Source organism: Streptomyces sp. NBC_01089 (assembly GCF_045162975.1).
Lineage (GTDB): Bacteria > Actinomycetota > Actinomycetes > Streptomycetales > Streptomycetaceae > Streptomyces.
Genome location: NZ_CP108660.1, coordinates 7,449,246 through 7,474,014, shown reverse-complemented (window position 1 = coordinate 7,474,014; position 24,769 = coordinate 7,449,246). Strand labels below are relative to the sequence as shown.

The following is a 24,769-nucleotide window of genomic DNA, read 5'->3' as shown; positions in this document are numbered from 1 at the left end:
TGAGATCGGAGTGCCCGCTATGAGCAGCAGCCGGATCGAGGTCTGCGTCGTCGGCGCCGGCCCCCGCGGACTGTCCGTCCTTGAGCGGTTGTGCGCCAACGAACGGCGGTCCCCCTCGCACCCGTCGGTGACCGTGCACGTCGTGGACCCGGCCACGCCTGGCGCAGGATCCGTGTGGCGCACCGAGCAGTCCCGGCACCTCCTGATGAACACGGTGGCGTCCCAGATCACCGTCTACACCGACGACAGTTCGCGGATAGAGGGACCGATCGAGCCGGGTCCCAGCCTCTACGAATGGGCCCAGGAGCTGGTACGGGCGGCCGGGCCGCAGGACGATTCGGCGGCCATCACCGAGGCCCGTGCGCTGGGGCCCGACAGCTATCCGACCCGTGCCTTCTACGGCGGCTATCTGGCCGACCGGTTCCGTCATATGGTCGCCCACGCACCGGCCCATGTGACGGTCCGGGTGCACCGCTCGCGTGCGGTCGCCATGGCCGACACCCAGGGCATACCCGGCGGTCCGCAGGGCGTCCGGCTGGAGGACGGTACGAGGCTCGACCACCTGGACGCGATCGTCCTCGCGCTCGGCCATGTATCCGCCCGCCTCACACCCCAGGAGGAGCGGACGGCGAGTCTCGCCCGTATCCACCACCTCACGTACATCACCCCCGCCAACCCGGCGGACCTCGACCTCAGCGGGATCGAGCCGGGCCGTCCGGTGCTGCTCCGGGGGCTTGGGCTGAACTTCTTCGACCACATGGCGCTGTTCACCGCGGGCCGCGGCGGGACGTTCGTCCGGGAGGGCGGGCGTCTGGTGTACCGGCCTTCGGGCAAGGAGCCGCTGCTGTACGCGAGTTCGCGGCGCGGTGTCCCGTACCAGGCCCGCGGCGAGAACGAGAAGGGCGCCTTCGGGCGGTACTTCCCCCGGCTGCTGACCCCGCAGCTGATCGACGAACTCCGCAGCCGGCCTGCGGAGGGCGGCGGCGTCCGCTTCGCCACGGAACTGTGGCCGCTCATCTCCCGTGAAGTCGAGAGCGTGTACTACGGCACTCTGCTGGAGGCCAGGGGGCGGGGCGCGGACCGCGAGGCGTTCGTCGAGCCGTATCTGGCTCTGCCGCCGGGACAGGACGCGTCGGCGCTGCTGGACGCCTGGCGTATCGCCACCGCCGACCGCTGGAGCTGGGAACGGCTCACCAAGCCGTACGGGGACCGGGAGTTCACCGGTCGCGACGAGTTCCGGGCGTGGCTGCTCGGCCACTTGGCACGGGACGTGCGGCAGGCGAGGGCCGGCAACGTCAGCGGCCCCCTCAAGGCCGCCCTGGACGTCCTGCGGGACCTGCGGAACGAAGTACGGCTCGCGGTCGACCACGGGGGCCTGGCGGGCGACTCGCACCGCGACGATCTGGAGGGCTGGTATACCCCGCTCAACGCCTATCTCTCCATCGGCCCGCCCGCCTCCCGTATCGAGGAGATGGGCGCGCTCATCGAGGCGGGCGTCCTCGAACTCACCGGACCCGGCACCCGTATCCGTATCGACACCGGCGATCCGGCCTTCGTCGCGGACTCCACGCTCGTGCCAGGCCCGCCGGTGCGGGCGCGGGTGCTGATCGAGGCGAGGCTGCCCGACCCGGATCTGCGCCGCACCGCCGACCCGCTGCTGCGGCATCTGCTCGACAGCGGCCAGTGCACCACCTACCGCATCCCCGGTGGCCAGGGCGGCGGTTACGAGACCGGAGGGCTCGCGGTGACCGAGCGGCCGTACCACGTACTGGGCCCGCAGGGCCACGCCCATCCACGCAGGTTCGCCTACGGGGTGCCCACCGAGTCGGTGCACTGGGTGACCGCGGCCGGCATCAGGCCCGGGGTGGACTCGGTGACCCTGGGCGACTCCGACGGGATCGCCCGCACCGTGCTCGCCCTTCCCCCGGTCGCCCATGTCCCGGCCGGGGTGCGCCCGGTCTCGACCGACACCGATCTCGTGGGAGTGATCGTATGACCGAGGCGCACGACGCGCTGACCGATGCCGGCCTGCTGTCTCCTGTGCGGGCCGGCACACCTGTCGAGGCGGCGGTCTGCGACCGCGCCTGGCTCCAGGCGATGCTGGACGCGGAAGCGGCGCTGGCCCGTGCGCAGGCCCGGCTGGGGACCCTGCCAGGTGCGGCCGCCGACGGCATCACGCGGGCGGCGCGCGCGGACCGCATCGATCTGCGCGCGCTGGCCGTCGCGGCCCGTGAGACCGCCAACCCGGTCGTCGGTCTCGTACGGGAACTCGCCCGCGCGGTGGCGGCGGACGACCCGGCGGCCGCGGAATATGTGCACCGCGGCTCCACCAGTCAGGACATCTTCGACACCGGCGCCATGCTGGTGGCGGGCCGGGCGCTGCGGATCGTACGGGCCGATCTCGGCCGGGTGGCCACGGCGCTGGGCGAGCTCGCACGCCGCCACCGCGACTCCGTGATGTCGGGCCGCACGCTTGCCCTGCACGCCGTGCCCACGACCTTCGGTCTGAAGGCCGCGGGCTGGCGGCAACTCGTCCTGGAGGCGGACGCACGGCTCGCCCGGCTTCTCGACGGCGGGCTGCCGGTGTCCATCGGCGGGGCCGCGGGAACGCTCGCCGGGTATCTGGAGTACGCACGGCTCGACGGCGCCGACACCGCCGGAGGCGGCGGGAGTTCCGGGCCCGAGACCGACCCGGGCGGCTATCAGGACCGGCTGCTCGACGCCTTCGCCGCGGAGACGGGGCTCGCCAGGCCCGTGCTGCCCTGGCACGCCCTCCGTACCCCGCTCGCCGACCTCGCGGCGGCGCTGGCCTTCACCACCGGGGCGCTGGCCAAGATGGCCGTCGATGTGCAGTCGCTGACCAGGACGGAGGTCGGCGAGGTGGCGGAGCCGGCCGCCACCGGGCGCGGGAGTTCCTCGGCCATGCCGCACAAGCGCAATCCGGTCCTGGCCACACTCGTGCGCGGCGCCGCGCTGCAAGTACCCGTCCTGGCAACGGGTCTGACGCAGTGTCTGGTGACGGAGGACGAGCGGTCCGCCGGTGTCTGGCACGCCGAGTGGCAGTTGCTGCGGGAGTGTCTGCGGCTGACCGGCGGGGCCGCGCACACGGCGGTGGAACTGGCCGAAGGCCTGGAGGTGCGCCCCGCTCGGATGGCGGAGAATCTCCGGCTCACCGGCGGCGGGATCGTGTCGGAGCGGATCGCGGCCGTGCTGGCGCCGCGGATCGGGAAGGCCGCGGCTCAGCGGGTGCTGAGCGAGGCGTCCGCGGTGGCTGCGCGGACGGGGCGCCCGCTGCACGAGGTGCTGGCCGGGGCCGCGGAGCTGCGGGGCCGCCTGGGCGCGGACGAACTGGCCGGGCTGTGCGATCCGGTGCGTTACACGGGCGCCGCGGGTGCGCTGGTCGACCGTGCGCTGCGGCAGCCGGTGATCTGACGGGCGGACTCCGGAGCCACACCGCCCGGAGGCCCCACCGCCCGGGGCCATACCCGCCACACCGCACCACACCCACCACACCCGCCACAGCACAGCCGGGCCCCGCGCACCGGGGTAACGCGCGGGGGCCGGCTGCCGGCCATGTTGTGCCGAGAACGGTCGGCGCAACGCGGCGGTTCATGGGGGGGGCGGCGGGCCCTGGGGCGGGCCCTCCTAGGCGAGCTGTGACTTCCGGGACGCGGCCACCGCCACCGCGGTCAGGATGACGAGAGCGCCTCCCAGCCACAGGACACCGGCCGTCGACCCGTCCACGACGCGGCCTCCGATCAGCGCTCCGAGGGCGATCGACAGGTTGAACATCAGGACGAAGAGCGACGAGGCGGCCTCGCCTGCCTCCGGTGCGGCCTTGAGCATCCAGGTCTGCAGGCTCACCGAGACCCCGCCGTATCCGAGACCCCAGACCACCAGGAGGACGACCCCGCCGATCCGGCCGGTGCCGAGGACGGGGATCAGCACCATGGCGGCCGTCAGCACGATCGCGATGACGAGCAGGGTCCGCCTGACGTGCGTGGCGGCCCGTGAACCGGCCACGAAGTTGCCGACGATGCCCGCCACTCCGTAGAGCAGCAGCAGCGAGCTGATCATGTTGCCGTCGAAGCCCGAGATGTCCTGGAGGACGGGGCGCACGAAGGTGTACGCGATGAAGTGACCGGTGATGAGCAGGAAGGTGGCGATGACACCGATCCTGATCGCCGCGTTGTCGCGCAGGAGCCTGGGCAGCTCCGGCAGGGTGATCGTCCGGGTGGCGGGCAGCGCAGGCACCATCAGCACCAGGCAGACCAGCGCCACCAGGCCGAGCACTCCGACAGCGCCGAAAGCGGTGCGCCAGCCGCTCAGATCACCGAGCAGGGTGCCGGTGGGCACGCCGAGTACGGATGCGGTCGACACACCGCCGAAGATGACCGACATGGCCCGGGGCACGTGTTTCTCGGGCACCAGCCGCACGGCGAGCCCGCCCGCGATGGCCCAGAAGCCGCCGACGCTCACCCCGATGAGGACGCGGGCGATGAGCAGCGCGGCGAAGGTCGGGGTGAAGGCGGAGGCCAGATTGGCCGCGCCGACCAGACCGATCAGTACGGCGAGGACAATCCGGCGGTCCACCCGGCCGGCGCCCACGGTGATCAGCGGCGCCGATGCGGCGGCCACCAGTCCCGGCACCGTCACCATCAGACCGGCCGTGCCCTCCGAGACGTTCAGCTCGGAGCCGACCGGGGTGAGCAGGCCGACCGGCAGCAGTTCCGACGTCATCAGGGAGATGATTCCCAGGGTGACGGCGGAGACGGCGAGCCACCCCTTCAGCGGTGACCGGCCGGTGCCTGTGGTGGACTCGGCGGACTCGACAGCCGTCATGGCGTGCCTCCGATCCGGTGCCGGAGCGGTCGCTGAGCTGCTGCCCGCCAGGACAACACCTCGCGTCCGCAGGTGAGTTCCGGACGATCGGTCATGGTTGAACCCCTTGGCTGTCAGGATGGAAAATGTCCAGGATTTCGGTGCGCGACCGCCTCGCCCGTATCGCGGGGCCTCGTGCCGTATCGCGGGCCTCGTGGGCCCCGGCGGCTCAGGCTCGGGCGTCGGCGAACCAGCGGCTCACCCGGGCCGGCACACCTGGGGCGGTGCGCTCCGCCGTGGCCTTGATGTCGGCGAGAGTCTGACCGGCCAGCTCGCGTCTCCAGGCGAGCTCGGCCCTGCGCATGGCCTGCGAGACGGTGCACGGATCGCGGTAGCTGTCCTGCATTCCGGCGCCGGGCCCCTGCTGCCGGATCTCGGCGCAGCGGAAGGCGTGTTCGGATCCCTCGATCGCCGCCACCACATCCATCACGGTGACGTCCTCGGGCCTGCGGGCCAGCCGGAAACCGCCGCGCGGCCCCGGCACGGACGAGACGATGCCCGCCCGGGCCAGCGCTTGAAGCTGCTTGTTGAGGTAGGCCGCCGGCAGGTCGTGGTACGCCGCGAGCCGGGCGGCCGGGACCGCGTGCTCGGGCCCCGCCCAGGCCAGGTTGAGGCAGCTGTGCAGCGCCCATTCGACACCCTCATGCATCCTCATATCCCGGATATTAAATGTCGAGGATATGAGGGTGCAACCCCAACGGCCGTGCGGCCGCCGGGAGATGCTCAGGTGCGCGGCAGCAGCGCCGTCCCCAGCTCGGTCTCCAGCCGGTTCAGGTCATGCTCGTGGCCGTGGGCCGCGATGTGCCCGTCGGGACGGACCAGGTAGTAGCCCGGTCTGCCGCAGCCGCCGTGCGCCGCGGCATCGGCCCGTGACAGCCGCACCACGCGCGCCTGCGGCCACCGGGCGGCCAGATGCCCGACCTCGGTCAGCCAGCCAGGGCCGTCCGCGGGCGCGATGACGGCGATCGCCCAGGCCGACGGCTCCGCCTCCGGGCCGGAGATGCCGAGCGCCACCGCCCGCTCCCTGGGGAAGACCGCGCCGACCTTCAGACCGCCGGGGAGGCGGGTGCGCGGTGCGCAGCCCGAACGGCGGGCCGGGTACTGGGTGTCACGGGCCGGTGTGTAGGCGAGCCGCCGGCCGGCCATCACCGGCGCGTAGAGACGGGACACCGCACCGGACCTGTCGAGCAGCCGGAAGGCGGCGTCGCGGGCTCTGATGCGCGCCTTGCTGTCGACCATCCAGGCCCGGGTCTGGAGATCGGTGTCACGGACGATGCGGCGGGTCGCTTCGGAGCGTTCGGGGCCGTAGCTCAGGAGCAGCGAGGCGGGCGCCCGGCCTTCGATGACGGCGGCGAGTTTCCAGCCGAGGTTGTTGGCGTCCTGGAGCCCGTTGTTCATCCCCTGGCCGCCCGCGGGACTGTGCACATGGGCCGCGTCGCCCATGAGGAAGACCCGTCCGCGCCGGAAGTCGGTGGCGTGCCGGGCGTGCACCCGGAAGACCGTCTGCCAGACGGGTTCCGTGATGCGCACCCCGCGCGGCCCGCGTTCGTCGATGACGGCCTGCATCATCGGGACGCTCACCTCCTGGCCGCCCGGCATGACGGACAGGAAGCGGAAGACGCCGTCGGGCATCGGCACGATCACGAGCGTCCCCGCCGGGGACTGGTAGTAGCTGATCTCGTCCGGCGGGAGGTCGCCCTCGATACGTGTGTCGATCAGCGCGAACGCCATCTCGTACGTACTGCCTTCGAAGCCGACCCCGAGCTGGCCGCGCACGGAGCTGCCCGCGCCGTCGGCTCCGATGACGAACGGCGCACAGACGCGTTCCACCACCCCGTCCGCGTGCTCCAGTACGGCGGTGACCCCGTCGGTGGCCGCGATGTCCCCGGAGTGGTCGACGTCGTCCAGCGCCAGCAGCCGTACGCCGCGCTCGGCCTTGCCGCCCAGCGCCTCCAGCCGTCCGTTGAGCGCCTGTTCGGTCTCGTACTGCGGGAGGATCCTGGAGGCCAGGTCCTCGGAGAAGCCGAAGGAGGCGAGCGGCCTGCGGTCGGAGAAGTAGCTGAAGGCGTCGATCCGCGAGGACTTACGCCGGATCTCGTCGCGCAGCCCCACGTCCTCCAGGATGTCGAGTGCGCGCGGCCACAGCGACAGGGCCTTCGGAGCGCGCATGGGGTGCGGCGCCCGGTCGATGACGCGCACCCGCACCCCGCGCCGCAGCAGCTCGCAGGCCGCCATCAGCCCGGTCGGCCCCGCACCGACCACGAGCACGTCGAAGTCCGCAGCGGGGGCCGGGCCGTCGCCCCCTGTCGTCCGCTGGGTCACGATGCCCGGTCCTCCTGTGTCTTCAGCCGCTGGGACAGCTCGATGCGCTTGATCTTCATGGTGGCCGTGCGGGGCAGCTCCGTCAGCGGCATCTGGATCGGCTCCGCCATCGGTGTGAGATCGGCCACCGCGGCCCGCCAGCGTTCGGCCTCCAGCGGGCGGTCGTTCCTGGTGCACACGACAGGGACGGGCTCCTGGTCCGGGCCCGCCACCACGACGAGTTCGGTCAGCTCCTCCAGCCGGCCCAGTACGGTGTCCTCGACCTCGAGGGTGCTGTGGATGGTCGGGATGACGTCGACCTCACGGTCCAGCAGATGCAGACAGCCGTAGCTGGAGCGGTAGCCGACGTCGCCGCCGCGCCACCAGCTGCCGTGCACCTGCTGGTCGAAGCGTTCGCCCTCCCCGAAGTAGGTCAGGGCGCGGCCCGCGGTGCTCACCTCGATGTACCCGGGGGTGTCCCGGGACGGCCGGGCGCCGTTGCGGCTCACCAGGCGGAAGTTCGTCACGCCTGGCATGGCGAACCCCAGGCAGCGGCCGTCGGCCTTGTGCGCGTTCTTGCGGGTGTAGCCGCGGCCCACCAGCGGGCCGCACTCGCTCTGCCCGTAGATCTGGAAGAACAGCGGCGCGCGGCGCTCCGAAGCGCGCAGCAGCCGGTCCATGGTGCTCGGGTGGATGGCGTCGAAAGTGGTGCTGAAATAGCGGACGTTGGCGAGTGGCTTGCGCGGGTGGTCGACCAGTTCCTCCCACTCCATGAAGGAGTTCGGGTGCGTCTCGATGAAGCCGGGCCGGGTCTCCGCGAAGAGCTCGGCGACACCGGACGGCTCCGAGTCGTTCATGATGACCAGCGGCATGGCCCGGGGCAGCAGTACCGCGAGTGCCAGATACATCCGGGAGTGCACGTACGACACATGGATGGCCACGGTCTCGCGCCTGCGGACCAGTGACGCGAGCCGCTCCTGCGGACGGAACCGGCCGCGCAGGGTGCGCGCGGAGTGCACCACGAGCTTCGGCAGCCCGGTGGTGCCCGAGGTGTGGGTCATCAGCGCGGGCTCGTCGGGGTGGAGCAGGACGGGCTGCTGTCGCGGTGCTCCGGCCAGGTCGTCGAGGGAGACGGCGCCGGGCCGTGAGCCGGTGGCGACGACGGTGCGGTCGGTGAGGCCGGCCAACGGGAAGTCGGCCAGCGGGCCGTCCAGCTTCGCGCCGTCCGTGAGCAGATGCGGCCGGTCGAGCCGTTCGAGCAGCGCTGCGACGCTCTCGCCCTCCAGGGCAGGCGACAGCATGACGGGCACGGCACCGATCCTGGCCACCGCTGTGGCCAGCACATAGATGTCGAACCCGGGGCTCATATGGACGGCGACGCGTTCGCTGGGCCGGATCCCGGCGGCCCACAGCCGGCCCGCCATATCGTCGACGTGCTCGGCGAGTTCGGCGACGGTCAGGGTGCGCCCGACGGCCGGCAGGGTGGCCATGTCGTGGTCGAGCGTGATCAGGGTGCCGCCGTTCTTCGCGGCGGCCGACTGGGGAACCGACCCGAGATAGAGGCCGTTATTGCTGGCGGGTATCCGGAACATCAGGATTTCCTCGGCTTCGACTGCGGCTGCACAACAGGTGGGTTGGGGTCTGGGGAATCTGCGGAAGATGACACCGCCCGCTCGGCCCCGCGTACAGAAACCGGCCCGGAGTCCGTCACCTGGGCGACCTCGGCCATGAGCCGTTCCAGGATGCGTACGCCGTACTGGGTGAGCAGGGACTCGGCGTGGAACTGCAGGGAGGCGAAGTGGGCGCCGCGCAGGCCGTACACCTCGCCGGTGGCGGCGTCACGGCTCACCTCCACCATTCCGGCCGCACCGCAGTCCACCTTGTCGTGCGAGGAGACGGCGGCGAAGGTGTTGTAGAAGCCGACCCGCTCCCGGGCCCCGAAGAAGTCGATCTCGCGCTGCACCCCCTGGTTCGGGGTGTCGCGGCGGATCACGTCGAAGCCGAGTTCGCGGCTGAGGAGCTGGTGGCTGAGGCAGACGGCGATGAAGGGGCGCCGCTCGGCGAGCAGGGTCCGTACCGCCGAGCGCAGATGGGCGATCTTGGGATGGCCGCTGTCGTGCGGGGAGCCGGGCCCCGGGCCCATGATGACCAGGTCCCAGCCGTCGAACGCGTACGGTTCGTCGAACCGCCGCACGGTCACGGAGAGCCCCACCGAGCGGAGTTGGTGGGCGAGCATCGCGGTGAAGGTGTCCTCGGCGTCGATGACGAGCACCTCGCGGCCCTCGCCCGGGGCGCGTTGCAGGACCTGGGGTGTCCGCCCGTCGGGATCTCCCCCGGCGCCGCGGGCCGCGCCACCACCACCGGCATAAGCATCGGCACAGGCCCCGGCATCGGCATCGGCCAGCCAGTAGCCGGCGATGGTCGCGTTGCGCTCCTCCAGTGCCGCACGCACCCGCGGGTGCGATGCCAGCGAGACCGGTGCGTCGGCCTGCAGCGCGGCGAGCAGCCCGGCGGCCTTGGCCCGGGTCTCCGCCACCTCGGACGCCGGGTCGGAGTGGCGGACGAGTGTGGCGCCCACACTGATCCGCACCCTTCCCTCCCGGCCGATGTCCGCGGTGCGGATGAGGATCGCGGAGTCGAGGGCGCGGGCGCCCGCACCGTCCTGCCCGATCAGGGCCACGACGCCGCTGTAGTAGCCGCGGCCCTCCGGCTCGTACGCGTGGATGACCCGGCAGGCGTTCTCCAGCGGGCTGCCGGTGACCGTGGGGGCGAACATCGTCTCGCGCAGGATCTCGCGCGGGTCTCTGGTGCTGCGGCCCTCGATGACGTACTCGGTGTGCGCGAGGCGCGCCATCTCCTTGAGACAGGGCCCGGTGACGCGGCCGCCCGTCGTGCAGATCCGGGCCATCATCTTCAGCTCCTCGTCGACGACCATGTAGAGCTCGTCGGCCTCCTTGCGGTCGGAGAGGAACTCCAGGACGCCGGACAGGGTGGGCCCGGACGGCGGATAGCGGTAGGTGCCGCTGATGGGGTTCATCACGGCGGTGCCGTCGCGCAGGCCGACGTGGCACTCCGGGGTGGCCCCGACGAACGTGCGTGTCCCGGTGTGGACGATGAACGTCCAGTAGGCGCCGGACTCCCCCACCAGCAACCGCCGGAAGAGGGTGAGCGCGCTGCGCGGTGTGTAGCCGGTGATGTCGGCGACGAACGAGCGCTTGAGGACGAAGTTGGCCCCCGCGCCCTGGCCGATCTCGTCGGCGATCACCCGGCGGACGGTGTCGGCGTAGGTGTCGTCGTCCACGTCGAAGTGGCCGCCGGCCAGTTCGATGGCGGTGTCGGGAATCCGGGTCAGCGCGTCGGCGACGGGAACGGTCGCCTGGTCGCCGACCGTCATGGCGATCAGCGGTGCGCCGTCGTCGGCGCAGCGGAAGCCGCGCTCGGTGATCTGCCGGTAGGGGACGAGGACCAGTACATCGTGGCGGGGTCCGCCCGGCCGGGCGGAAGGCTCCGGCAGCGGGATCTCCGCGAGGGTCGCGGGCGTCGAGACCTCACCGAGCAGGACGTCCAGCGTGTCCCGGTCCGCGGAGCCGGGGCGGTGGAGCAGCGCGAAGGGCGGCGGCTTGCCGGTGAGCACCCGGGCGAGCAGATCGGTCCCGTCATCGGTTCCGGTCACAGCAGGACTTCCTTGGTCGTGACGGTCATCGCGCAGCGGCTCGCCGCGTACTCGACGGCCTGTCGGTGCTTGTCCGCGGAGAAGTCGGCGACGGCGTCCGCGACCAGGAACGCCTGGATGTCGTTGGTGAAGGCGTCGACGGCGCTCATGAGCACACCCACGTGTGCGTACACGCCACAGATGATCAGCTGGTCGCGGCCGGCCTGGCGCATGTGCTTCAGCAGGTCGGAGCGGAAGAAGGCGCTGTAGCGCCACTTGGTGAACACCCAGTCGCCGGGGACCGGGGCCAGCGGCTCGACCACCGCGCGGTCGGCGGGGGCGGTACGCATGCCGGGGCCCCAGAAGTCGGCGAGCAGGCCGCGCTGGTCATCGGTCATCCCGCCGGGCTGCGCGGTGTAGGCCACCGGCACGCCGAGCGCCGCACAACGGTCGCGCAGCGCGGCCGTGTTACGGATCAGCTCGTCGCGCAGGGTGTCGGGCAGGGGCTTCAGGAAGTAGCGCTGCATGTCGTGGATGAGCAGCACGGCCCGCTCCGGATCGGCGGTCCACCGTGCGGTGTTGGCGGGCAGCTCGGCGGATGTCGGCATCGGGTACGGCTCGATGCTGGGTATTCCGGGCAAGGTCGTTCTCCGCTGGTTGAGGACAGTGGGGTGGTCAGACACCGAGTGCGGCACCCCCGTCGACCGTCAGGTCGTGCAGGGTGATGTGCGACGACTGGTCGGAGAGGAGGAAGACCACGGCGTCGGCGATGTCCGACGGGCGGGCCAGCCTGCCGAGCGGGATACCCACCCGGAAGGCTTCGGGCCGGCCCTCGATGGTGCCCTTCGGCCCGCTCTCGTCGTGCCACATCGAGGTGAGCATCCGGGTGTCGGTCGACCCGGGGGCGACCACGTTGCAGCGGATGCCGTGCCGGGCGAGCTCCAGCCCGATGCTCTTGGTGAACATGGACGCCGCCGCCTTGGACGCGGCGTAGGCGGCCATCTCCGTACGGGGGGTGCCGGCGGCGTTCGACGCGACGGTGACGATGGCTCCCCGGGCGCGCGGGACCATCCGGTTGGCGACCGCGCGGCACAGGTGGAAGACGCCGGTCGTGTTGACCGCGAACGTCGAGGCCCAGTCCTCGTCGGTGAGGCTCCTGGCCTCCCCGAGGCGCAGCACACCGGCCGCGTTGACGAGATGGTCGACGGGGCCCAGCTCCGCCTCGACCCGCTCGACGGTCGATTCGACGGCCGGGCCGCTCGTCACGTCGCAGGGGAACGCGTCGACGTGCAGCCCGTCCCTGACCGCATCGTCCACCGTGCGCCGGAGCCGCTCGCCGTCCCGGTCGACGGCCGCGACCCGCGTACCGCGTGCTCCGAGTGCCCGGACCACGGCTTCACCGATTCCGCCGGCTGCCCCCGTGACCAGGGCGATCTTTGTCTCCATGGGTCGGACCTCCTGTGCTGTCGTACGTGCTGAGGGGTCTGTACTCGTGACTCGTACGGAGGACTGCGCCCCTGCCGGTGACGGGGCAAGGGCGTCGCGCTGCGGCGGCCGGGCGTCAGCCGACCGCGAAGCCGCGCTTGAGGGCCGCGGCGATCCCGGTGACCCGGCGGGCCTGGAACTCCATGGCCGCGAGGTTCTCGTCGCTGACGTTGCCCGGCCGGTTCCCGGAAACGCTGCTGACTCCGTACGGGTTGCCGTTGCCCGGCGTGGTGAGGACCGGGTCGGTGGCGCCCGTCGGAACGATGATCGCGCCCCAGTGGTAGTAGGTGTTGTTCAGCGCGAGGATGGTGCTCTCCTGCCCGCTGTGCGCGCCCGATGTGGAGGTGAATGAGGAGACGACCTTGTTCACCAGCCGGCCCTGGAGCGACAGCGTCACAGTGGTGTCGAGGAACTGCTTGAGCTGCGCGGCCGGCAGGCCGAAGCGGGTCGGGGTGCCGAACAGGATCGCGTCCGCCCACTCCAGGTCGTCCAGGTCGGCCACGGGGACGTCGCGGGTGGCGTCGAGGTGTGCGGCCCAGGCGTCGTTCGAGTCCACCTGTGACTGCGGGAACACTTCCGCCACCCGGCGCAGGCGCACATCGGCGCCCGCCTTCCCCGCGGAGACAGCCGCCGCTTCGGCGAGCCGGTGCACATTCCCGGTCGACGAGTAATAGACCACAGCGACGTTCAACATGGCGCTCTCCCTAGGTGGTTGGACAAGGCGCTCGGGGACCTGGCCTGCGGGAGGCGCGGATCCGCTGCGCAGTGCCCCGATCCTGTGACGCGGACGGAGCGCCCGCCAAGGCCCGTCGTCGCAGTCCGTCAAGTGGCCGGTACTCCATCAGGTCACCCCGGGGATCTCTGCGTAAGGTCATCGTTCAACAAACTGTTGACTCCGTCAGGTCGCCTGCGTAGGTTCCGAGTGGCTGCGCAAAGGGGAACGCAGCTACGAGAGCATGACAAAGGGAGCATCGTGTCGCAGATCAGGGTGGGATCCGCCGCACTCGCCGTGCTGGAGTTACTGGCCGACGCAGCACCGGTGGAACAGGTGGAAGCGCTGATGACCCAGGCCCTCGACGAAGGCGTGGCCGGCGCGGAACGCGAGGTGCTGACCCGGGCCAGAGCGCTCGGCCTGCGGATTCACGCCCAGTCGGGCCGGCGCAGGCAGCGGGAGATGGGACTGTCCGCCCTCGTCGACACCGCACGCGAACTCGCCGCGGCGCAGGAGCTGGACGCGGTGCTCAAGGTCGTCACCAGGCGGGCCCGTCTTCTGCTCGGCCTCGACATGGCCTTCATCGGCTTCCCTGCCGAGGAGCAGGGCTTCGTACAGGTCCGCAGCTCCGACGGGCACACCTCGACCAGCATGGTCGGGCTGCGGCTGCTGGCCGACGCCGGGCCTGTCGGTGAGGCCCTCGTCAACTCCGCCCCGTTCTGGACCCCCGACTACCCCGCCGACAAACGGTTCCACCACCACCCGGCCTTCGACGAGATGGTCGCGGCCGAGGCGCTGCGCGCGCTCGTGGCGGTGCCCCTGAGCCAGGGCACCCGGCCGGTCGGCGCCCTCTATGCGGCCGACCGGAACGTACGGCATTTCAGCGCCGACGAGATCTCCCTCATGGCCTCCCTGGGTGACCTCGCGGGGGCGGCCATCGAGAGCGCGCGCCTGCTCGACACGGCCATGGCGGCGGCCGCGGCGCTGGAGGGGCCCGCGCTGCGCCTGGAACGCGAACTGGGCGAGACACAGAGCCGGTTCACCGACTTGTTACTCGACGGCGGGGGCCCGCAGACCCTCGTCGCCGAGCTGGCGGACCGGCTGGAGGGTGCGGTACGGGTCCACGCGCCGGACGGTACGGTCCTCGCCGCCGCGGGCGACCCGCCGGACACCGCCGAGCCGGTGCTCTCCCCCGTCACGGCCGAGGCCAGGTCGGCCGGTGCGCCGGTCGCGCTGGCCGACGGCTCATGGGCCGCGCCGGTCGTCGCGGGCGAGGAGCATCTCGGCACCGTGCTGATGTTCCCGGGGAAGCGGCTCACCGAGTACGACGAGCGGCTGCTGGAGCTGGGCGCGGGGTTCACCGCTCTCGCGCTGCTCCTGGAAGCGGGCCGGAGCGCGGGTGCCAACGGCCGGATCAGGCACAGCCTGCTGGACGACCTGCTGGCGCTCTCCGGGCGGCCGCCCCAGCTCCTCAAGACCCGGGCCCGGCGCTGCGGCATCGACCTGGACGAGCCGCATCTGGTGGTCGTCGCCCGCCCCGAGAGGGCGTTCGGGAGCGAGCTGGGCTCGTGGGCGGCGTCGTACACGCAGCACAGGAACGGGCTCATGAGCCTGCACAAGGACTACGCCGTACTCCTCATCGCGGGGGACGACGCGGGGGCGGCGGCCCGGGCCGTCCACGCCGAGCTGTCCCCGCTGCTCGACCAGCGGGTGACGGTGGCGGCGGCCGGCCCGGTGACCGATTCCCTCTCGGTCACCGGCGCCCACAAGGAGGCCCAGCGCTGCTTCGACGCCATGACCGCGCTCGGAGCCGTCGGCCGTGCCGCCTCCCCACGGGAACTGGGCGGCCTCGGCGTGCTTCTGTCGGGCAGCCACGACGCGGGCGCGTTCATCGACGCCACGATCGGCCCGGTGGCCGATTACGACCGGCAGCGCCTCACCGCGCTGGTCCCCACCCTGGAGGCGTACTTCGACACGGGCGCCAGCCCGACGTACGCGGCCGAACGCCTGCATGTGCACCCCAACACGGTCACCCGCAGGCTGGAGCGCATCAGCGAGCTGCTGGGATCCGGGTGGCAGCAGCCCGAGCGGGCGTTCGAGGTGCAACTGGCCCTCAGGCTCTCCCGGATCCGCCACGTCCTGCGGGGCGGGAGCCCGGCGTCCGTCGCCGCCGTCCTCGACAGCCCCTACGGGCGCCCGCACCGCCGCCGCCCGCGCGACGTCACGAAGCCCCCGGTTCCCGCTCCGCGCAGGCGGCCACGGCGGTGATCGCGTGGGCGGCCGACGCGAGGGTGATGTGCCGGTGCCAGCCGCCGAAGGAGCGCCCCGCGTAGTCCCGGACACCCACCCGGTCGGCGATCTCGGCGCAGTCGCGGTCGACCCGGCCGATGAGCTTGCTCAGCCGCAGCAGGGCGCCCGGCCGGTCCCCCGTCAGATCCGTCAGCCACAGCGCGGACGGCCAGCGGCCGCTGTCCCGCCACTCGCTGAGCAGCAGCAGATCGCGCCGGTCGCCGGAGTGCTCCGGGGCCTCGGAGCGTGACGAGCGGCGGGGCAGCCCGACGCGCAGGGCCGCTACCAGACTGGTGCGCCGGGCCGCCTGCGGTTCGTGGTCGGTCCAGAGGGCCTGGCGCCGCAACTCCCGTGCGGCGCCCATGATCTGGTACGCCGGGAGCTCGCCGCCACGGGCCGGCCCCACCGCGTGCGAAGGGGTGAACAGCTGGGCGCCGCTCACCCTGATCAGGAACGGCATATCTGCGGCGCGCAGTTGGCCGACGGTGGTGGCCGCCTCGGTCTCGCGGGCGTCCAGCACCACCGGGAGACGGGGAAGCGCCTGTCCCGCCACCAGCTCGCGGCATGCTTCGACCGCGCACTCGTCCAGCGTCTCCTCCGGGCTCAGCGATGCCGGAATCGAGGCGCGGGCCCTGCGCCGGCGGTCGTCGAGCCACGCCCCTGACAGATGCAGCCGCCAGTTGACCGGACTGCTCATCCGGTCGGACGCCGCCCAGACCCCGAACGCCTGCTGGGCGTTGAGCACTTGGCCGAAGGCGGGGAAGTACCGCCGGTCCACACCGACGGAGTGCTCACCGGCCTTCGGCACGATCATCGGCCGCACCACCCACGCACTGGGCTCTGCGACCCGCGCCAGATACTGGGCCAGCCGCCCGCGCACCTGCGCCCAGTCCCAGGTGGAGCTGCTGACGAAGTGGTGCAGTCCCTGCTCGGTGGTCGCCCCACCGGTCAGCGCCGCCATGTTCCGGACCGACTTGCGCCCCTCGGCGGCGAGGAGGCCGCGCACATACTCCACACCGCGTCTGCGCTGGTCACGCCGCGGCAGGGACGCGAAGAGCACCGAGCACAGCTCGGTGAGCACTTCCTCCTGGACGGCGGCTCTGACGGACCCGTGCCCCTGTATCCGTACGTCTTCCGCGCACAGGGCAACACCAGACATCGATCTCCCCCATCTCGTCCCTCGCACGGACCACCGTGCTCGGCGTCGTGCCTCAACGGTGCGGGGTACTGCCGGGTAGCTCATAGGTATGCAGGACACACTGCTGCGGCGCGGTCCGGTGACTTGGTCACCTCCGCGCGGGTGGCGCCCGGTCTCAGATGTCGCCGTACGCCTCGGCGCCGAGTTCCAGTGACGCGGCCCCCGCCGTACTGTCGGCGAGCCAGGCCAGGAAGCGCTCGACGTCCGCGTCCGGCAGCGCGATCCCGATCGTGACCGCCTCCGCGTACCGGACCTCGCGCACCACAGTGCCGGTGGCCCGCAGGTCGTTCTCCAGCTTGCCCGCGCGCTGGTGGTCGACGGTGACCGTGGCCAGCCGGTAGCGCTGTCTGACGATGGTGCCCAGCTCGTCCAGGGCCTCCCCGACGGCTCCGCCGTAGGCCCGGATCAGCCCGCCGGCCCCCAGCTTCACGCCGCCGTAGTAGCGGGTGACGACGGCGACGGCGTACCGCACCTCGCGCCGCAGCAGCATCTGGAGCATCGGCACACCGGCCGTCCCGCCGGGCTCCCCGTCGTCACTGGCCTTCTGTACGGATGCGTCGGCACCGATGACGTAGGCGTAGCAGTGGTGGGAGGCCCCCGGGTGCTCCCCGCGGACGCGTGCGAGGAAGGTCTGCGCCTCCTCCTCGGTCGCGGCGGGCGCCAGCGCGCAGAGGAAACGGGACCTGTTGACCTCGGTCTCGTGCACACCCTCGCGGGCGACTGTCCGGTACTGCTCCTGCATCGGGCCAGCCTATGCGGCCTGCCGGGAATGGTCCCGGCGGGTACACCGTTGACCCGGCATGTACGCAGACACGGACACCATCCGCAAGATCCTCACCGCGACCGGCGACACCTGGGCGGTGGTGGGCCTGTCGACCAACAGGGGACGGGCGGCGTTCGGCGTGGCCGGGGTGCTCCAGCGCTACGGCAAGCGCATCGTGCCGGTCCACCCCAAGGCCGAGACGGTCCACGGCGAGCAGGGGTACGCGTCGCTCGCCGACATCCCGTTCCCGGTGGACGTCGTGGATGTCTTCGTCAACAGCGAGCTGGCGGGCGCGGTCGCCGACGAGGCGGTTGCCATCGGCGCCGGGGCCGTCTGGTTCCAGCTCGGAGTGGTCGACGAGGCGGCCTACGAGCGGGTGCGGGCGGCCGGCCGCGACATGGTCATGGACCGCTGCCCCGCCATAGAGATCCCGGCTCTGGGCTGACGGGTGCCCGCCGGGGCCGCGAGCGGTCCCGGCCGCGCCTCAGCCCCCCAGCCCGTCGATGACGACCGCGTCCGGCAGCCCCGCGAACACCTTCCCCGGAACGATCAGCTTGCCCCGGCGGCTGCCGCTGCCGACCAGGACCCACTCCAGGTCCACCACGGCGGAGTCCACGAGCAGCGGCCAGCCGGCGGGCAGCCCGACCGGGGTGATCCCGCCGTACTCCATACCGGTCTCGCCGGTGGCGGTGTCCATGGGCGCGAACGACGCCTTGCGCGCGCCGAGTTGTCTGCGGACGGCGCCGTTCACATCGAGGCGGGTGCGAGAGAGCACCAGACAGGCGGCGAGTGAGGTCTCTCCGCCGCGCTTGCCCGCGACGACGACGCAGTTCGCCGAGATGTCGAGCAGCTCCGGGCCGTAGTGCGCCACGAAGGCGGCGGTGTCGGCGATCTCCGGGTCGCTGTCCACGTAGATCAGGTCCTGGACGGGTACGTCCTCCCCCTGCCAGTCCCGCACCGCGTCGGCGACCGGTGCGGTGAGCAGGTCCAGGCAGTCCCGGGCATGGCGGACATCGTCGAACGTACCGATGGGAGCGCGCATACGGCTCACGCTAACAGTCGTCGGCCGGCTCCTGGCGATAGCCCTGCGGCCGCTGCGGACCGACCGGCGGCACGGAGACCGCCATCATCATCTCGACGGTCTCCGTCCCCTCGTTGCGGTAGACGTGCGGCACATTCGCCTCGAAGGTGGCCGAGGTCCCGGCCGGTACGGAGTGCGCCACCCCGTCGGCGACCAGGGTGAGCCGGCCCGCGGTGACATGGAGCAGCTCCACCGTCCCCGGCGGGTGCGCGTCCGATGTACTGCCGTCACCGGGCATCAGCCGCCAGGACCACATCTCCAGCGGGCCGCGCGTCTCGTTGCCGACGAGCAGCACCGTACGGCTGCCCGCGTCCGTCCCCCACATACGGACCGCCTGGTCGGGCGGGACGATTCTGACCTGCGGGCCCTGCTCGTAGTCGAGGAGCGTGGTGATGCTGACCCCGAGGGCGTCCGCGAGTTTCACCGTGGTGCCGACGCTGGGGTTCGTCCGGGCCTGCTCGATCTGGATGATCATGCCCCGGCTGACACCGGCGCGGGCGGCCAGTGCGTCAAGGGTGAAACCCCGCTCACCCCGTCGGCGCTTGAGGTTCCGGGCGAGGGACTGGGTGAGCTGGTCGAAGTCCGACACATTCCGTCCAATATTCTGGATGACAGAGTTCAGTATCCTGCACTACGGTGCAGTGCACCCACTGATCCACCGCACTGTACTGCGAGGCCCCGATGACTGCCCTCTTCGCCCTGGCCACCAGCCTGCTCTGGGGGCTGGCCGACTTCGGCGGCGGGCTGCTCACCCGGCGGATACCCGCCCTGACGGTGGTCGTCGTCTCGCAGGCGGTGGCCGTGGTGGTGCTCGGCTCGGTCGTGGTGGCCACCGGCGGCTGGAGCGAGGCCGGCCCGCGGCTCTGGTTCGCCGTGGCGGCCGGGGTGGTGGGGCCGGTGGCGATGCTCAGCTTCTACAAGGCCCTCGCGCTCGGGCCGATGGGCGTGGTGTCACCGCTCGGCTCACTCGGCGTCGTCGTCCCGGTCGGCGTCGGGCTCGCGCTCGGTGAACGGCCCGGTCTGCCGCAGTTCGCCGGGATCGCGGTGGCCGTCGCGGGCGTGGTGCTCGCGGGCGGGCCCGAGCTGCGGGGAGCGCCGGTACAGCGGCAGGCGGTGCTGCTGACCCTGATCGCGGCCGTGGGCTTCGGGACGGTGATGTCGCTGATCTCCGAGGCGTCCACCACCGTCACCGGCCTCTTCCTCGCCCTGTTCGTGCAGCGGGTCTCCAATGTGGCCGTCGGCGGGACGGCGCTGTACGTATCGGTGCGGCGCGGGGCACGGGCGCTGCCCGACGGCGGCGGGGCGCGGCTGGTCCTGCGCCTGTTGCCCGCGCTGGCCTTCGTGGGCCTCGCCGATGTGGCCGCCAACGGCACCTACTCGGTCGCCGCCCACTCCGGGCCGGTCACGGTAGCGGCCGTCCTGGCGTCCCTCTACCCGGTGGTCACGGCGCTCGCCGCGCGCGGGTTCCTCAAGGAGCGGCTGCGCGCGGTGCAGGCCGCGGGCGCGGGGCTCGCGCTGGTGGGGACGGTGCTGCTCGCGACCGGCTGACGGTCAGAGCGTGGCCGGGCCGGGCGGCCGGAGAGCAGTGGTCAGGAGGCGTCGGGCTCAAGACCGCCGAGGGCGATCAGCTGTTCCGGTGTGACGCCCTCGGGAATGGGGACGGGGGCGGGCGTGCGCAGCGGGGGCTGCCACCCGTGCTCCTGGTCCCAGCTCCGTACGATGCGCGCGGGTGCTCCGGCGACCACCGCGTGGTCGGGCACCTCACCGCGTACGACCGCGCCTGCCGCGACCACCACATTGCGGCCGAGCCTGGCCCCCGGCAGGATGACCGCGCCGGTGCCGAGCCAGCAGCCGGGGCCGATCACCACGGGCTCCGTCCGCGGCCACTGCTTGCCGACCGGCTCGTGCGGGTCGTCGTAACTGTGGTTCGTGGACGTGATGTAGACGTACGGACCGCAGTAGGTGTCCGATCCGACGGTGACCTTGGTGTCGGCGATGACATGGCTGCCGCGCCCGAGCACGACACCGTCGCCCAGGGTGAGGATCGGCTCGGGGCCCAGATCCAGATCGGGCATCATCCCGGCGGTGAGCGTGACCTGTTCACCGATGATGCAGTGGTCGCCCAGCTCGATCCAGGGCTCGCCGAAGACGGCGCCCTGCGGAAAGGCGAGCCGTGTTCCGGTGCCTATCCGGCGGAAGCGCAGCTTCCCCGGGCGCTCCGCGGTCACGGCGCCGGCCCGCTGCACCCACTGCCATCCGGCGTGCAGCGCGCGGGATGTCAGCGATGAGAACGTGTTTCTGTTCCGGACCACCCCCATACCGTACTCAGCGGTACCGACGGTGATCAGAGGGGCGGGCTGTGATCTTCGACCCAGCGTCGCCTACGGTGCCGGAGGGCGCGGCGCGCGGCACCCGGAGCAGCTCCCGGGCCCCGCTCACGCGGGCAGCGCCGGGAGCCCGGGAAACGACGCCGCGGAAAGACGCGGGAAGCAGAAGGAGACAGCAGTGGCGGAGCAGTCCTTGATCAGTGGTGTGGGCGGCCGGGAGCCGTCGGTCGACCCGGGGGCCTTCACGGCGCCGACGTCGGTCGTCGTCGGCGATGTGACGCTGGCCGCCGGTTCCAGCGTCTGGTACCACACGGTGCTGCGGGCCGACTGCGGCCCGATCGTGATCGGGGCCGACAGCAACATCCAGGACAACTGCACGGTGCATGTCGACCCCGGGTTCCCGGTCACGGTCGGCGAGCGGGTGTCCGTGGGGCACAACGCCGTACTGCACGGCTGCACGGTCGAGGACGACGTACTCGTCGGGATGGGAGCCACGGTCCTCAACGGCGCGCACCTCGGCGCCGGTTCGCTGATCGCCGCCCAGGCGCTGGTCCCGCAGGGGATGCGGGTGCCGCCGGGTTCGCTGGTCGCGGGGGTACCGGCGAAGGTCAAGCGCGAGCTGTCCGCCGAGGAGCGCGAGGGCATCAAGGTCAACGCGGCGATGTACCTGGAGCTGGTGAAGGGCCACCGCGAGGTCGGCTGACCGCGCCGCTTCGGATGGCGGGTCCTGGCGGCCCGTGTCTAGCCTGGAGGCGCGCCCCGCGCGGGTGTCCTGCGACCAGGAGACGGATGTCCATGGGTGCGGACCGCACAGTGGATCAGCCCGCCGGGCGTGGCCCGGGCGGCAGGCCGCCGGTGCCCGCCGCACGGCGTGCCCGGCGGCACGGTCCGCTGCTCGGCCCGTGGCCGGTACTGGCGGCGGTGTCCCTGGGTGGCGTCACCGGAGCGTCGGCCCGGTACGGCGCCGCACTCCTCTGGCCCACCGCCGACGGCGGCTTCCCCTGGACGACCCTGCTGGTGAACGTCGTGGGGTGCGCGGTGATCGGTGTGTTCATGGTGGTGATCACCGATGTATGGGCGGCGCACCGGCTGGTACGCCCGTTCTTCGGCACCGGGGTGCTGGGCGGGTTCACCACGTTCTCCACCTACGCGGTGGACATTCAGCGGCTGGTGCACGGCGGCCACGCCCGTACCGGCCTGGCGTATCTCGGACTGACGCTGCTCGCGGCTCTCGCGGCGGTGTGGAGCGCGGTGTGGGTGACCCGCCGCGCAGTCGCGTGGAGGCAGACATGACCGGGCCGAGCGGTACCGCGGCGCTGCGGGCGACCATCTTCGTCGGGGAGTCCGATCTCTGGCATCACAAGCCGGTGTACTCGGAGATCGTGCACCGGGCCCACGGCGCCGGGCTGTCGGGCGCGAGCGTCTTCCGCGGTATCGAGGGCTTCGGCTCCTCGTCGATGATCCACACGCAGCGGCTGCTGTCGCTGAGCGAGGATCTGCCGGTGGCCGTGGTGATCGTGGACACGCCCGACCGGATCCGGGCGTTCCTGCCGCAGCTCGACGAGCTGATCACCGATGGCATGGTGACCATCGACGCCTGCGAGGTCATCCACTACCAGGCCCGGCAGGAGGACAGCTGAGCCGCGTCCGTCCGGCGTTCATTCGGCCGGTACGGAGTCCGGCGTCTCGGCGGCCGCCTCGGCCTTCGCGTGTGCCTTCTTGGCCCGGTTCTTGATGATGAGCATCGAGGCCACACCGAGCACGGCGGCGACGGCGAGGCCCGCGTACGAGAAGTTCTTGAACCAGGACTCCGCGACGACGCCCACGTAGTAGACGGCGGCTGTCGTGCCGCCCGCCCACAGGATGCCGCCGAGCATGTTGGCGATGAGGAACTTCCAGTACGGCATGTGCAGTACGCCCGCGAGCGGCCCGGCGAAGATCCGGAGCAGGGCGATGAACCGGCCGAAGAAGACCGCCCACATGCCCCACTTCTCGAACGACCGCTCCGCCATGGCGATGTTCGCCCCGCTGAAGTGTCCGGGGAATTTGCGGCCGAGCCAGGCGATCAGCGGGCGTCCGCCCTTGCGGCCGATGGCGTACCCGATCGAGTCCCCGACCACCGCGCCGGCCGAGGCGCAGATGCCCAGCACGAGCGGGTCGATGTGGCCCTGCTGGGAGGCCAGCAGGGCGGCGCTGACCAGAACGATCTCCCCCGGCAGCGGAATCCCGAGGCTCTCCACCCCGATGACCACCGCGACCAGGAGATAAATGCTTACCGCCGGAATCGTCTCCAGCCACGCCTGGATGTGCAACGCCGGCCCCTGCCCTTCGAAGTACCCGTGTCTGCCGGGGGGCGCGCCCCCCGCGCCGCCTGCGGGAAGCCTACCTGCTCGCCCCGGAGACGGAGCCGGACAGCGGCCCGGAGTCAGGGGCGGGGCGGTCGCCGGGCGGGGCGGGGGCCGCGGCGGCCGTCAGGAGTTCGGGCGCAGCGTCCAGACCACCGTCATCTCGCCGGTGACCGCCTCGTCCGCACGCCGGATGGCGATGTGGACGGGGAACTCGGGGCGCTCCCCCGCGTCCAGTTCCGCCACCACGTGGGCGACCGGGCGGCCCAGCGTGGCCGTCGCGGTGACATCACCCATCGCGAGCTTCTTGTAGTCGATCTCGGCACGGACCGCGAGCGGTACCGCACGCGTCATCTGGTCGCCGAAGGCGGCGATGACGATGGCACCGCTCGCCGACTCGGCGAGCGTGAACATCGCGCCCGCGTGGGGTCCGCCGACGTGGTTGTGGAAGTCGGCCTGGTCGGGCAGCCGGACGACGGCCCGCTCCGGTGTCGTCTCGACGAAGTCCAGGTTGAGGGTCCTGGCCATGGGCACGGTGGCGGCGAGCAGCTCGCCCGCTGACATCTGATCTGCGGTCATGGAACGGGACGTTACCCGTGAGTAGGTCCACTTGGCCATCCCGGGACAGGGGCGGCCGTAGCGACGTGGCCCTGTCACCTCTATGGTTACTCGCCATGTGGCCAGGACAGCAGCCGCCCGGGGGCGAGCAGAACCCGCAGGACCAGAATCCGAATCCCTATCAGCAGCCGGGGTACCAGCAGCCGAACCCTTATCAGCAGGGACAACCTCAGCCAGGACCTCCGCAGCAGGGAGCCCCGCAGGGTTACCAGCAGCCCAACCCGTACCAGCAGCCGACAGCTCCGCAGTACGCGGTGGGAACGCCACCAGGCGCGCCCCGGTCACCCGAGGCCAGGAAGAGGACCACGGTCATCGCGATCATCTCCGCGACGGCGGTCGTCGCCGCCGCGGTGATCACCGGCGTGGTGGTGTTCAAGGGCGACGGCGACAAGGGCGGCACTGTCCAGGCCGACGACAAGTCACCGTCGCCGTCCGCGCCGTCGAAGCAGAAGACCTCGCCGCCTGCGGCCAACCCGCGCGCCGGGGGCGAGGCGGTGAAGCCGGTCGTCGCCGGCTGGAAGGTGGTCGTGAACCCGAAGTGGGGCACGGCCTTCGATGTGCCTCCGGAGTGGGAGGTGGCCTCGGCGGGCACGTTCAGCGGCTTCGAGGACGACAAGGGCAAGACGCTGATCGGCCACTCGGCACCCGCGTTCTTCAAGTCGAAGTGGTGCACGGACGACTCCGACAAGGACGGCTACACCGAGGACACCGCGCTCGGCGGGGCGGGAACCAAGGGCGCGGACGGCGCCAAGGACACCGCTGATGTCGCCGAGAAGCAGGTGCCCTGGTGGGTCTACGGCGCCTACACCCAGCCGAACAAGAAGCTGGTGAAGACCTCCAAGGCGAAGCCGTACACCACCAAGTCCGGGGTCAAGGGCAGTCTCGCCCGCGCCTGGGCGACCGGTGTGCCGAAGAAGTCCAAGTGCAGCACCGACGGCGAGGCCATCACCTTCGGGTTCAAGAACTCCGCGGACGACTTCGTGGCGTTCTCGCTGTACAACAGCACGGGCGTCCCCGGGGCGCTCCCCCAGTCGACGATCGACAAGATCCTCAGCACGGTACGGCTGGCGGGCACACCCACCGGAGACAGCGCCGGCTGAGGCCCGGCTCCTGACGC

At 71.9% G+C, this 24,769-nt stretch carries 24 protein-coding genes; 9 read left to right on the top strand and 15 right to left on the bottom strand.

The window, feature by feature from the left end; translation table 11 throughout:
* Positions 1-19 precede the first annotated feature (19 nt).
* Positions 20-1,996, top strand: coding sequence for an FAD/NAD(P)-binding protein (locus OG510_RS33615; protein ID WP_406141786.1), 1,977 nt, complete (start codon positions 20-22; stop codon positions 1,994-1,996).
* The gene (locus OG510_RS33610) at positions 1,993-3,432 is read left to right on the top strand and encodes a lyase family protein (RefSeq protein ID WP_406141784.1); all 1,440 of its coding nucleotides are present in this window, start codon (positions 1,993-1,995) and stop codon (positions 3,430-3,432) included. Before OG510_RS33615 ends, OG510_RS33610 begins: the two co-directional genes overlap by 4 nt.
* Positions 3,433-3,645: 213 nt before the next feature.
* Here the strand turns inward: OG510_RS33610 and OG510_RS33605 are convergent, their stop codons facing one another.
* The 8 genes from OG510_RS33605 to wrbA all read right to left on the bottom strand — a co-directional run bounded on the left by OG510_RS33605 (position 3,646) and on the right by wrbA (position 13,013).
* Entirely contained in the window at positions 3,646-4,842 is a 1,197-nt protein-coding gene (locus OG510_RS33605; RefSeq protein WP_406141782.1) for an MFS transporter, read from the bottom strand.
* Between the two features lie 208 nt (positions 4,843-5,050).
* Positions 5,051-5,536, bottom strand: coding sequence for an RrF2 family transcriptional regulator (locus OG510_RS33600; protein WP_406141780.1), 486 nt, complete (start codon positions 5,534-5,536; stop codon positions 5,051-5,053).
* Positions 5,537-5,604: 68 nt separating this feature from the next.
* The gene (locus tag OG510_RS33595) at positions 5,605-7,203 is read right to left on the bottom strand and encodes an FAD-dependent monooxygenase (RefSeq protein WP_406141779.1); all 1,599 of its coding nucleotides are present in this window, start codon (positions 7,201-7,203) and stop codon (positions 5,605-5,607) included.
* The gene (locus OG510_RS33590; protein ID WP_406141778.1) at positions 7,200-8,774 is read right to left on the bottom strand and encodes a class I adenylate-forming enzyme family protein; all 1,575 of its coding nucleotides are present in this window, start codon (positions 8,772-8,774) and stop codon (positions 7,200-7,202) included. Before OG510_RS33590 ends, OG510_RS33595 begins: the two co-directional genes overlap by 4 nt.
* On the bottom strand, positions 8,774-10,855 hold the full coding sequence (locus OG510_RS33585; RefSeq protein ID WP_406141776.1) for an anthranilate synthase family protein: 2,082 nt from the start codon (positions 10,853-10,855) through the stop codon (positions 8,774-8,776). Before OG510_RS33585 ends, OG510_RS33590 begins: the two co-directional genes overlap by 1 nt.
* Positions 10,852-11,475 (bottom strand): isochorismatase family protein, encoded by a 624-nt coding sequence (locus OG510_RS33580; protein WP_406141774.1) that lies wholly within the window; start codon positions 11,473-11,475, stop codon positions 10,852-10,854. The genes OG510_RS33585 and OG510_RS33580 overlap by 4 nt, the downstream gene beginning before the upstream one ends.
* 34 nt (positions 11,476-11,509) lie before the next feature.
* Complete coding sequence (locus OG510_RS33575) at positions 11,510-12,280, bottom strand: 2,3-dihydro-2,3-dihydroxybenzoate dehydrogenase (protein WP_406141773.1); 771 nt, start codon at positions 12,278-12,280, stop codon at positions 11,510-11,512.
* A 115-nt stretch (positions 12,281-12,395) separates the two neighbouring features.
* On the bottom strand, positions 12,396-13,013 hold the full coding sequence (gene wrbA / locus OG510_RS33570; protein WP_406141771.1) for an NAD(P)H:quinone oxidoreductase: 618 nt from the start codon (positions 13,011-13,013) through the stop codon (positions 12,396-12,398).
* Positions 13,014-13,292: 279 nt separating this feature from the next.
* On the opposite strand from wrbA, the gene OG510_RS33565 reads away from it, so the two are divergent.
* Positions 13,293-15,299, top strand: a complete 2,007-nt coding sequence (locus OG510_RS33565) for a helix-turn-helix domain-containing protein (protein ID WP_406141770.1) — start codon at positions 13,293-13,295, stop codon at positions 15,297-15,299.
* Here OG510_RS33565 and OG510_RS33560 read toward each other — a convergent pair.
* A complete protein-coding gene (locus OG510_RS33560) occupies positions 15,253-16,479 on the bottom strand; it encodes an IS701 family transposase (protein ID WP_406141768.1) in 1,227 nt (408 codons plus the stop codon). The two genes, OG510_RS33565 and OG510_RS33560, sit on opposite strands and share 47 nt — an antisense overlap.
* 154 nt (positions 16,480-16,633) lie before the next feature.
* Positions 16,634-17,260: a YigZ family protein gene (locus OG510_RS33555; RefSeq protein WP_406141766.1), complete on the bottom strand. Its 627-nt coding sequence runs from the start codon at positions 17,258-17,260 to the stop codon at positions 16,634-16,636.
* A gap of 58 nt (positions 17,261-17,318) precedes the next feature.
* Here OG510_RS33555 and OG510_RS33550 point away from each other — a divergent pair, with 58 nt between their 5' ends.
* Entirely contained in the window at positions 17,319-17,726 is a 408-nt protein-coding gene (locus OG510_RS33550; RefSeq protein WP_406141764.1) for a CoA-binding protein, read from the top strand.
* Positions 17,727-17,765: 39 nt separating this feature from the next.
* On the opposite strand, the gene OG510_RS33545 is transcribed toward OG510_RS33550, so the two are convergent.
* The gene (locus OG510_RS33545) at positions 17,766-18,323 is read right to left on the bottom strand and encodes a YbaK/EbsC family protein (RefSeq protein ID WP_406141762.1); all 558 of its coding nucleotides are present in this window, start codon (positions 18,321-18,323) and stop codon (positions 17,766-17,768) included.
* 10 nt (positions 18,324-18,333) lie between these two features.
* Positions 18,334-18,951 carry a helix-turn-helix domain-containing protein gene (locus OG510_RS33540; protein WP_406141761.1) on the bottom strand — a complete coding sequence of 206 codons (618 nt, stop codon included), beginning with the start codon at positions 18,949-18,951 and terminating at the stop codon, positions 18,334-18,336.
* 92 nt (positions 18,952-19,043) lie between these two features.
* Between OG510_RS33540 and OG510_RS33535 the strand changes: the two genes are divergently transcribed.
* Complete coding sequence (locus OG510_RS33535; RefSeq protein WP_406141759.1) at positions 19,044-19,910, top strand: EamA family transporter; 867 nt, start codon at positions 19,044-19,046, stop codon at positions 19,908-19,910.
* Between the two features lie 41 nt (positions 19,911-19,951).
* On the opposite strand, the gene OG510_RS33530 is transcribed toward OG510_RS33535, so the two are convergent.
* Complete coding sequence (locus OG510_RS33530) at positions 19,952-20,674, bottom strand: acyltransferase (RefSeq protein ID WP_406141757.1); 723 nt, start codon at positions 20,672-20,674, stop codon at positions 19,952-19,954.
* A 193-nt stretch (positions 20,675-20,867) separates the two neighbouring features.
* Between OG510_RS33530 and OG510_RS33525 the strand changes: the two genes are divergently transcribed.
* From OG510_RS33525 to OG510_RS33515, 3 genes are all read left to right on the top strand, one after another.
* Positions 20,868-21,392, top strand: coding sequence for a gamma carbonic anhydrase family protein (locus OG510_RS33525; RefSeq protein WP_406141755.1), 525 nt, complete (start codon positions 20,868-20,870; stop codon positions 21,390-21,392).
* Between the two features lie 92 nt (positions 21,393-21,484).
* On the top strand, positions 21,485-21,982 hold the full coding sequence (locus tag OG510_RS33520) for a fluoride efflux transporter FluC (RefSeq protein WP_406141754.1): 498 nt from the start codon (positions 21,485-21,487) through the stop codon (positions 21,980-21,982).
* Positions 21,979-22,329 (top strand): DUF190 domain-containing protein, encoded by a 351-nt coding sequence (locus OG510_RS33515; protein ID WP_406141753.1) that lies wholly within the window; start codon positions 21,979-21,981, stop codon positions 22,327-22,329. Before OG510_RS33520 ends, OG510_RS33515 begins: the two co-directional genes overlap by 4 nt.
* A gap of 18 nt (positions 22,330-22,347) precedes the next feature.
* On the opposite strand, the gene OG510_RS33510 is transcribed toward OG510_RS33515, so the two are convergent.
* The gene (locus OG510_RS33510) at positions 22,348-23,001 is read right to left on the bottom strand and encodes a DedA family protein (protein WP_406141751.1); all 654 of its coding nucleotides are present in this window, start codon (positions 22,999-23,001) and stop codon (positions 22,348-22,350) included.
* Positions 23,002-23,160: 159 nt separating this feature from the next.
* On the bottom strand, positions 23,161-23,598 hold the full coding sequence (locus OG510_RS33505; protein ID WP_406142691.1) for a DUF4442 domain-containing protein: 438 nt from the start codon (positions 23,596-23,598) through the stop codon (positions 23,161-23,163).
* Between the two features lie 110 nt (positions 23,599-23,708).
* On the opposite strand from OG510_RS33505, the gene OG510_RS33500 reads away from it, so the two are divergent.
* Positions 23,709-24,752, top strand: a complete 1,044-nt coding sequence (locus OG510_RS33500) for a hypothetical protein (protein ID WP_406141750.1) — start codon at positions 23,709-23,711, stop codon at positions 24,750-24,752.
* Positions 24,753-24,769 lie beyond the last annotated feature (17 nt).

What these genes read in the sequence shown, in the direction of transcription:
- OG510_RS33535 (WP_406141759.1), top strand. Translation starts at nt 19,044, where the DNA reads ATGACTGCCCTCTTCGCCCTGGCCACCAGCCTGCTCTGGGGGCTGGCC.
- wrbA (WP_406141771.1), bottom strand. Translation starts at nt 13,013, where the DNA reads ATGTTGAACGTCGCTGTGGTCTATTACTCGTCGACCGGGAATGTGCAC.
- OG510_RS33555 (WP_406141766.1), bottom strand. Translation starts at nt 17,260, where the DNA reads ATGCAGGAGCAGTACCGGACAGTCGCCCGCGAGGGTGTGCACGAGACC.
- OG510_RS33610 (WP_406141784.1), top strand. Translation starts at nt 1,993, where the DNA reads ATGACCGAGGCGCACGACGCGCTGACCGATGCCGGCCTGCTGTCTCCT.
- OG510_RS33545 (WP_406141762.1), bottom strand. Translation starts at nt 18,323, where the DNA reads ATGCGCGCTCCCATCGGTACGTTCGACGATGTCCGCCATGCCCGGGAC.
- OG510_RS33600 (WP_406141780.1), bottom strand. Translation starts at nt 5,536, where the DNA reads ATGAGGATGCATGAGGGTGTCGAATGGGCGCTGCACAGCTGCCTCAAC.
- OG510_RS33560 (WP_406141768.1), bottom strand. Translation starts at nt 16,479, where the DNA reads ATGTCTGGTGTTGCCCTGTGCGCGGAAGACGTACGGATACAGGGGCAC.
- OG510_RS33605 (WP_406141782.1), bottom strand. Translation starts at nt 4,842, where the DNA reads ATGACGGCTGTCGAGTCCGCCGAGTCCACCACAGGCACCGGCCGGTCA.
- OG510_RS33520 (WP_406141754.1), top strand. Translation starts at nt 21,485, where the DNA reads ATGGGTGCGGACCGCACAGTGGATCAGCCCGCCGGGCGTGGCCCGGGC.
- OG510_RS33550 (WP_406141764.1), top strand. Translation starts at nt 17,319, where the DNA reads ATGTACGCAGACACGGACACCATCCGCAAGATCCTCACCGCGACCGGC.
- OG510_RS33505 (WP_406142691.1), bottom strand. Translation starts at nt 23,598, where the DNA reads ATGTCAGCGGGCGAGCTGCTCGCCGCCACCGTGCCCATGGCCAGGACC.
- OG510_RS33515 (WP_406141753.1), top strand. Translation starts at nt 21,979, where the DNA reads ATGACCGGGCCGAGCGGTACCGCGGCGCTGCGGGCGACCATCTTCGTC.
- OG510_RS33590 (WP_406141778.1), bottom strand. Translation starts at nt 8,774, where the DNA reads ATGTTCCGGATACCCGCCAGCAATAACGGCCTCTATCTCGGGTCGGTT.
- OG510_RS33575 (WP_406141773.1), bottom strand. Translation starts at nt 12,280, where the DNA reads ATGGAGACAAAGATCGCCCTGGTCACGGGGGCAGCCGGCGGAATCGGT.
- OG510_RS33615 (WP_406141786.1), top strand. Translation starts at nt 20, where the DNA reads ATGAGCAGCAGCCGGATCGAGGTCTGCGTCGTCGGCGCCGGCCCCCGC.
- OG510_RS33500 (WP_406141750.1), top strand. Translation starts at nt 23,709, where the DNA reads ATGTGGCCAGGACAGCAGCCGCCCGGGGGCGAGCAGAACCCGCAGGAC.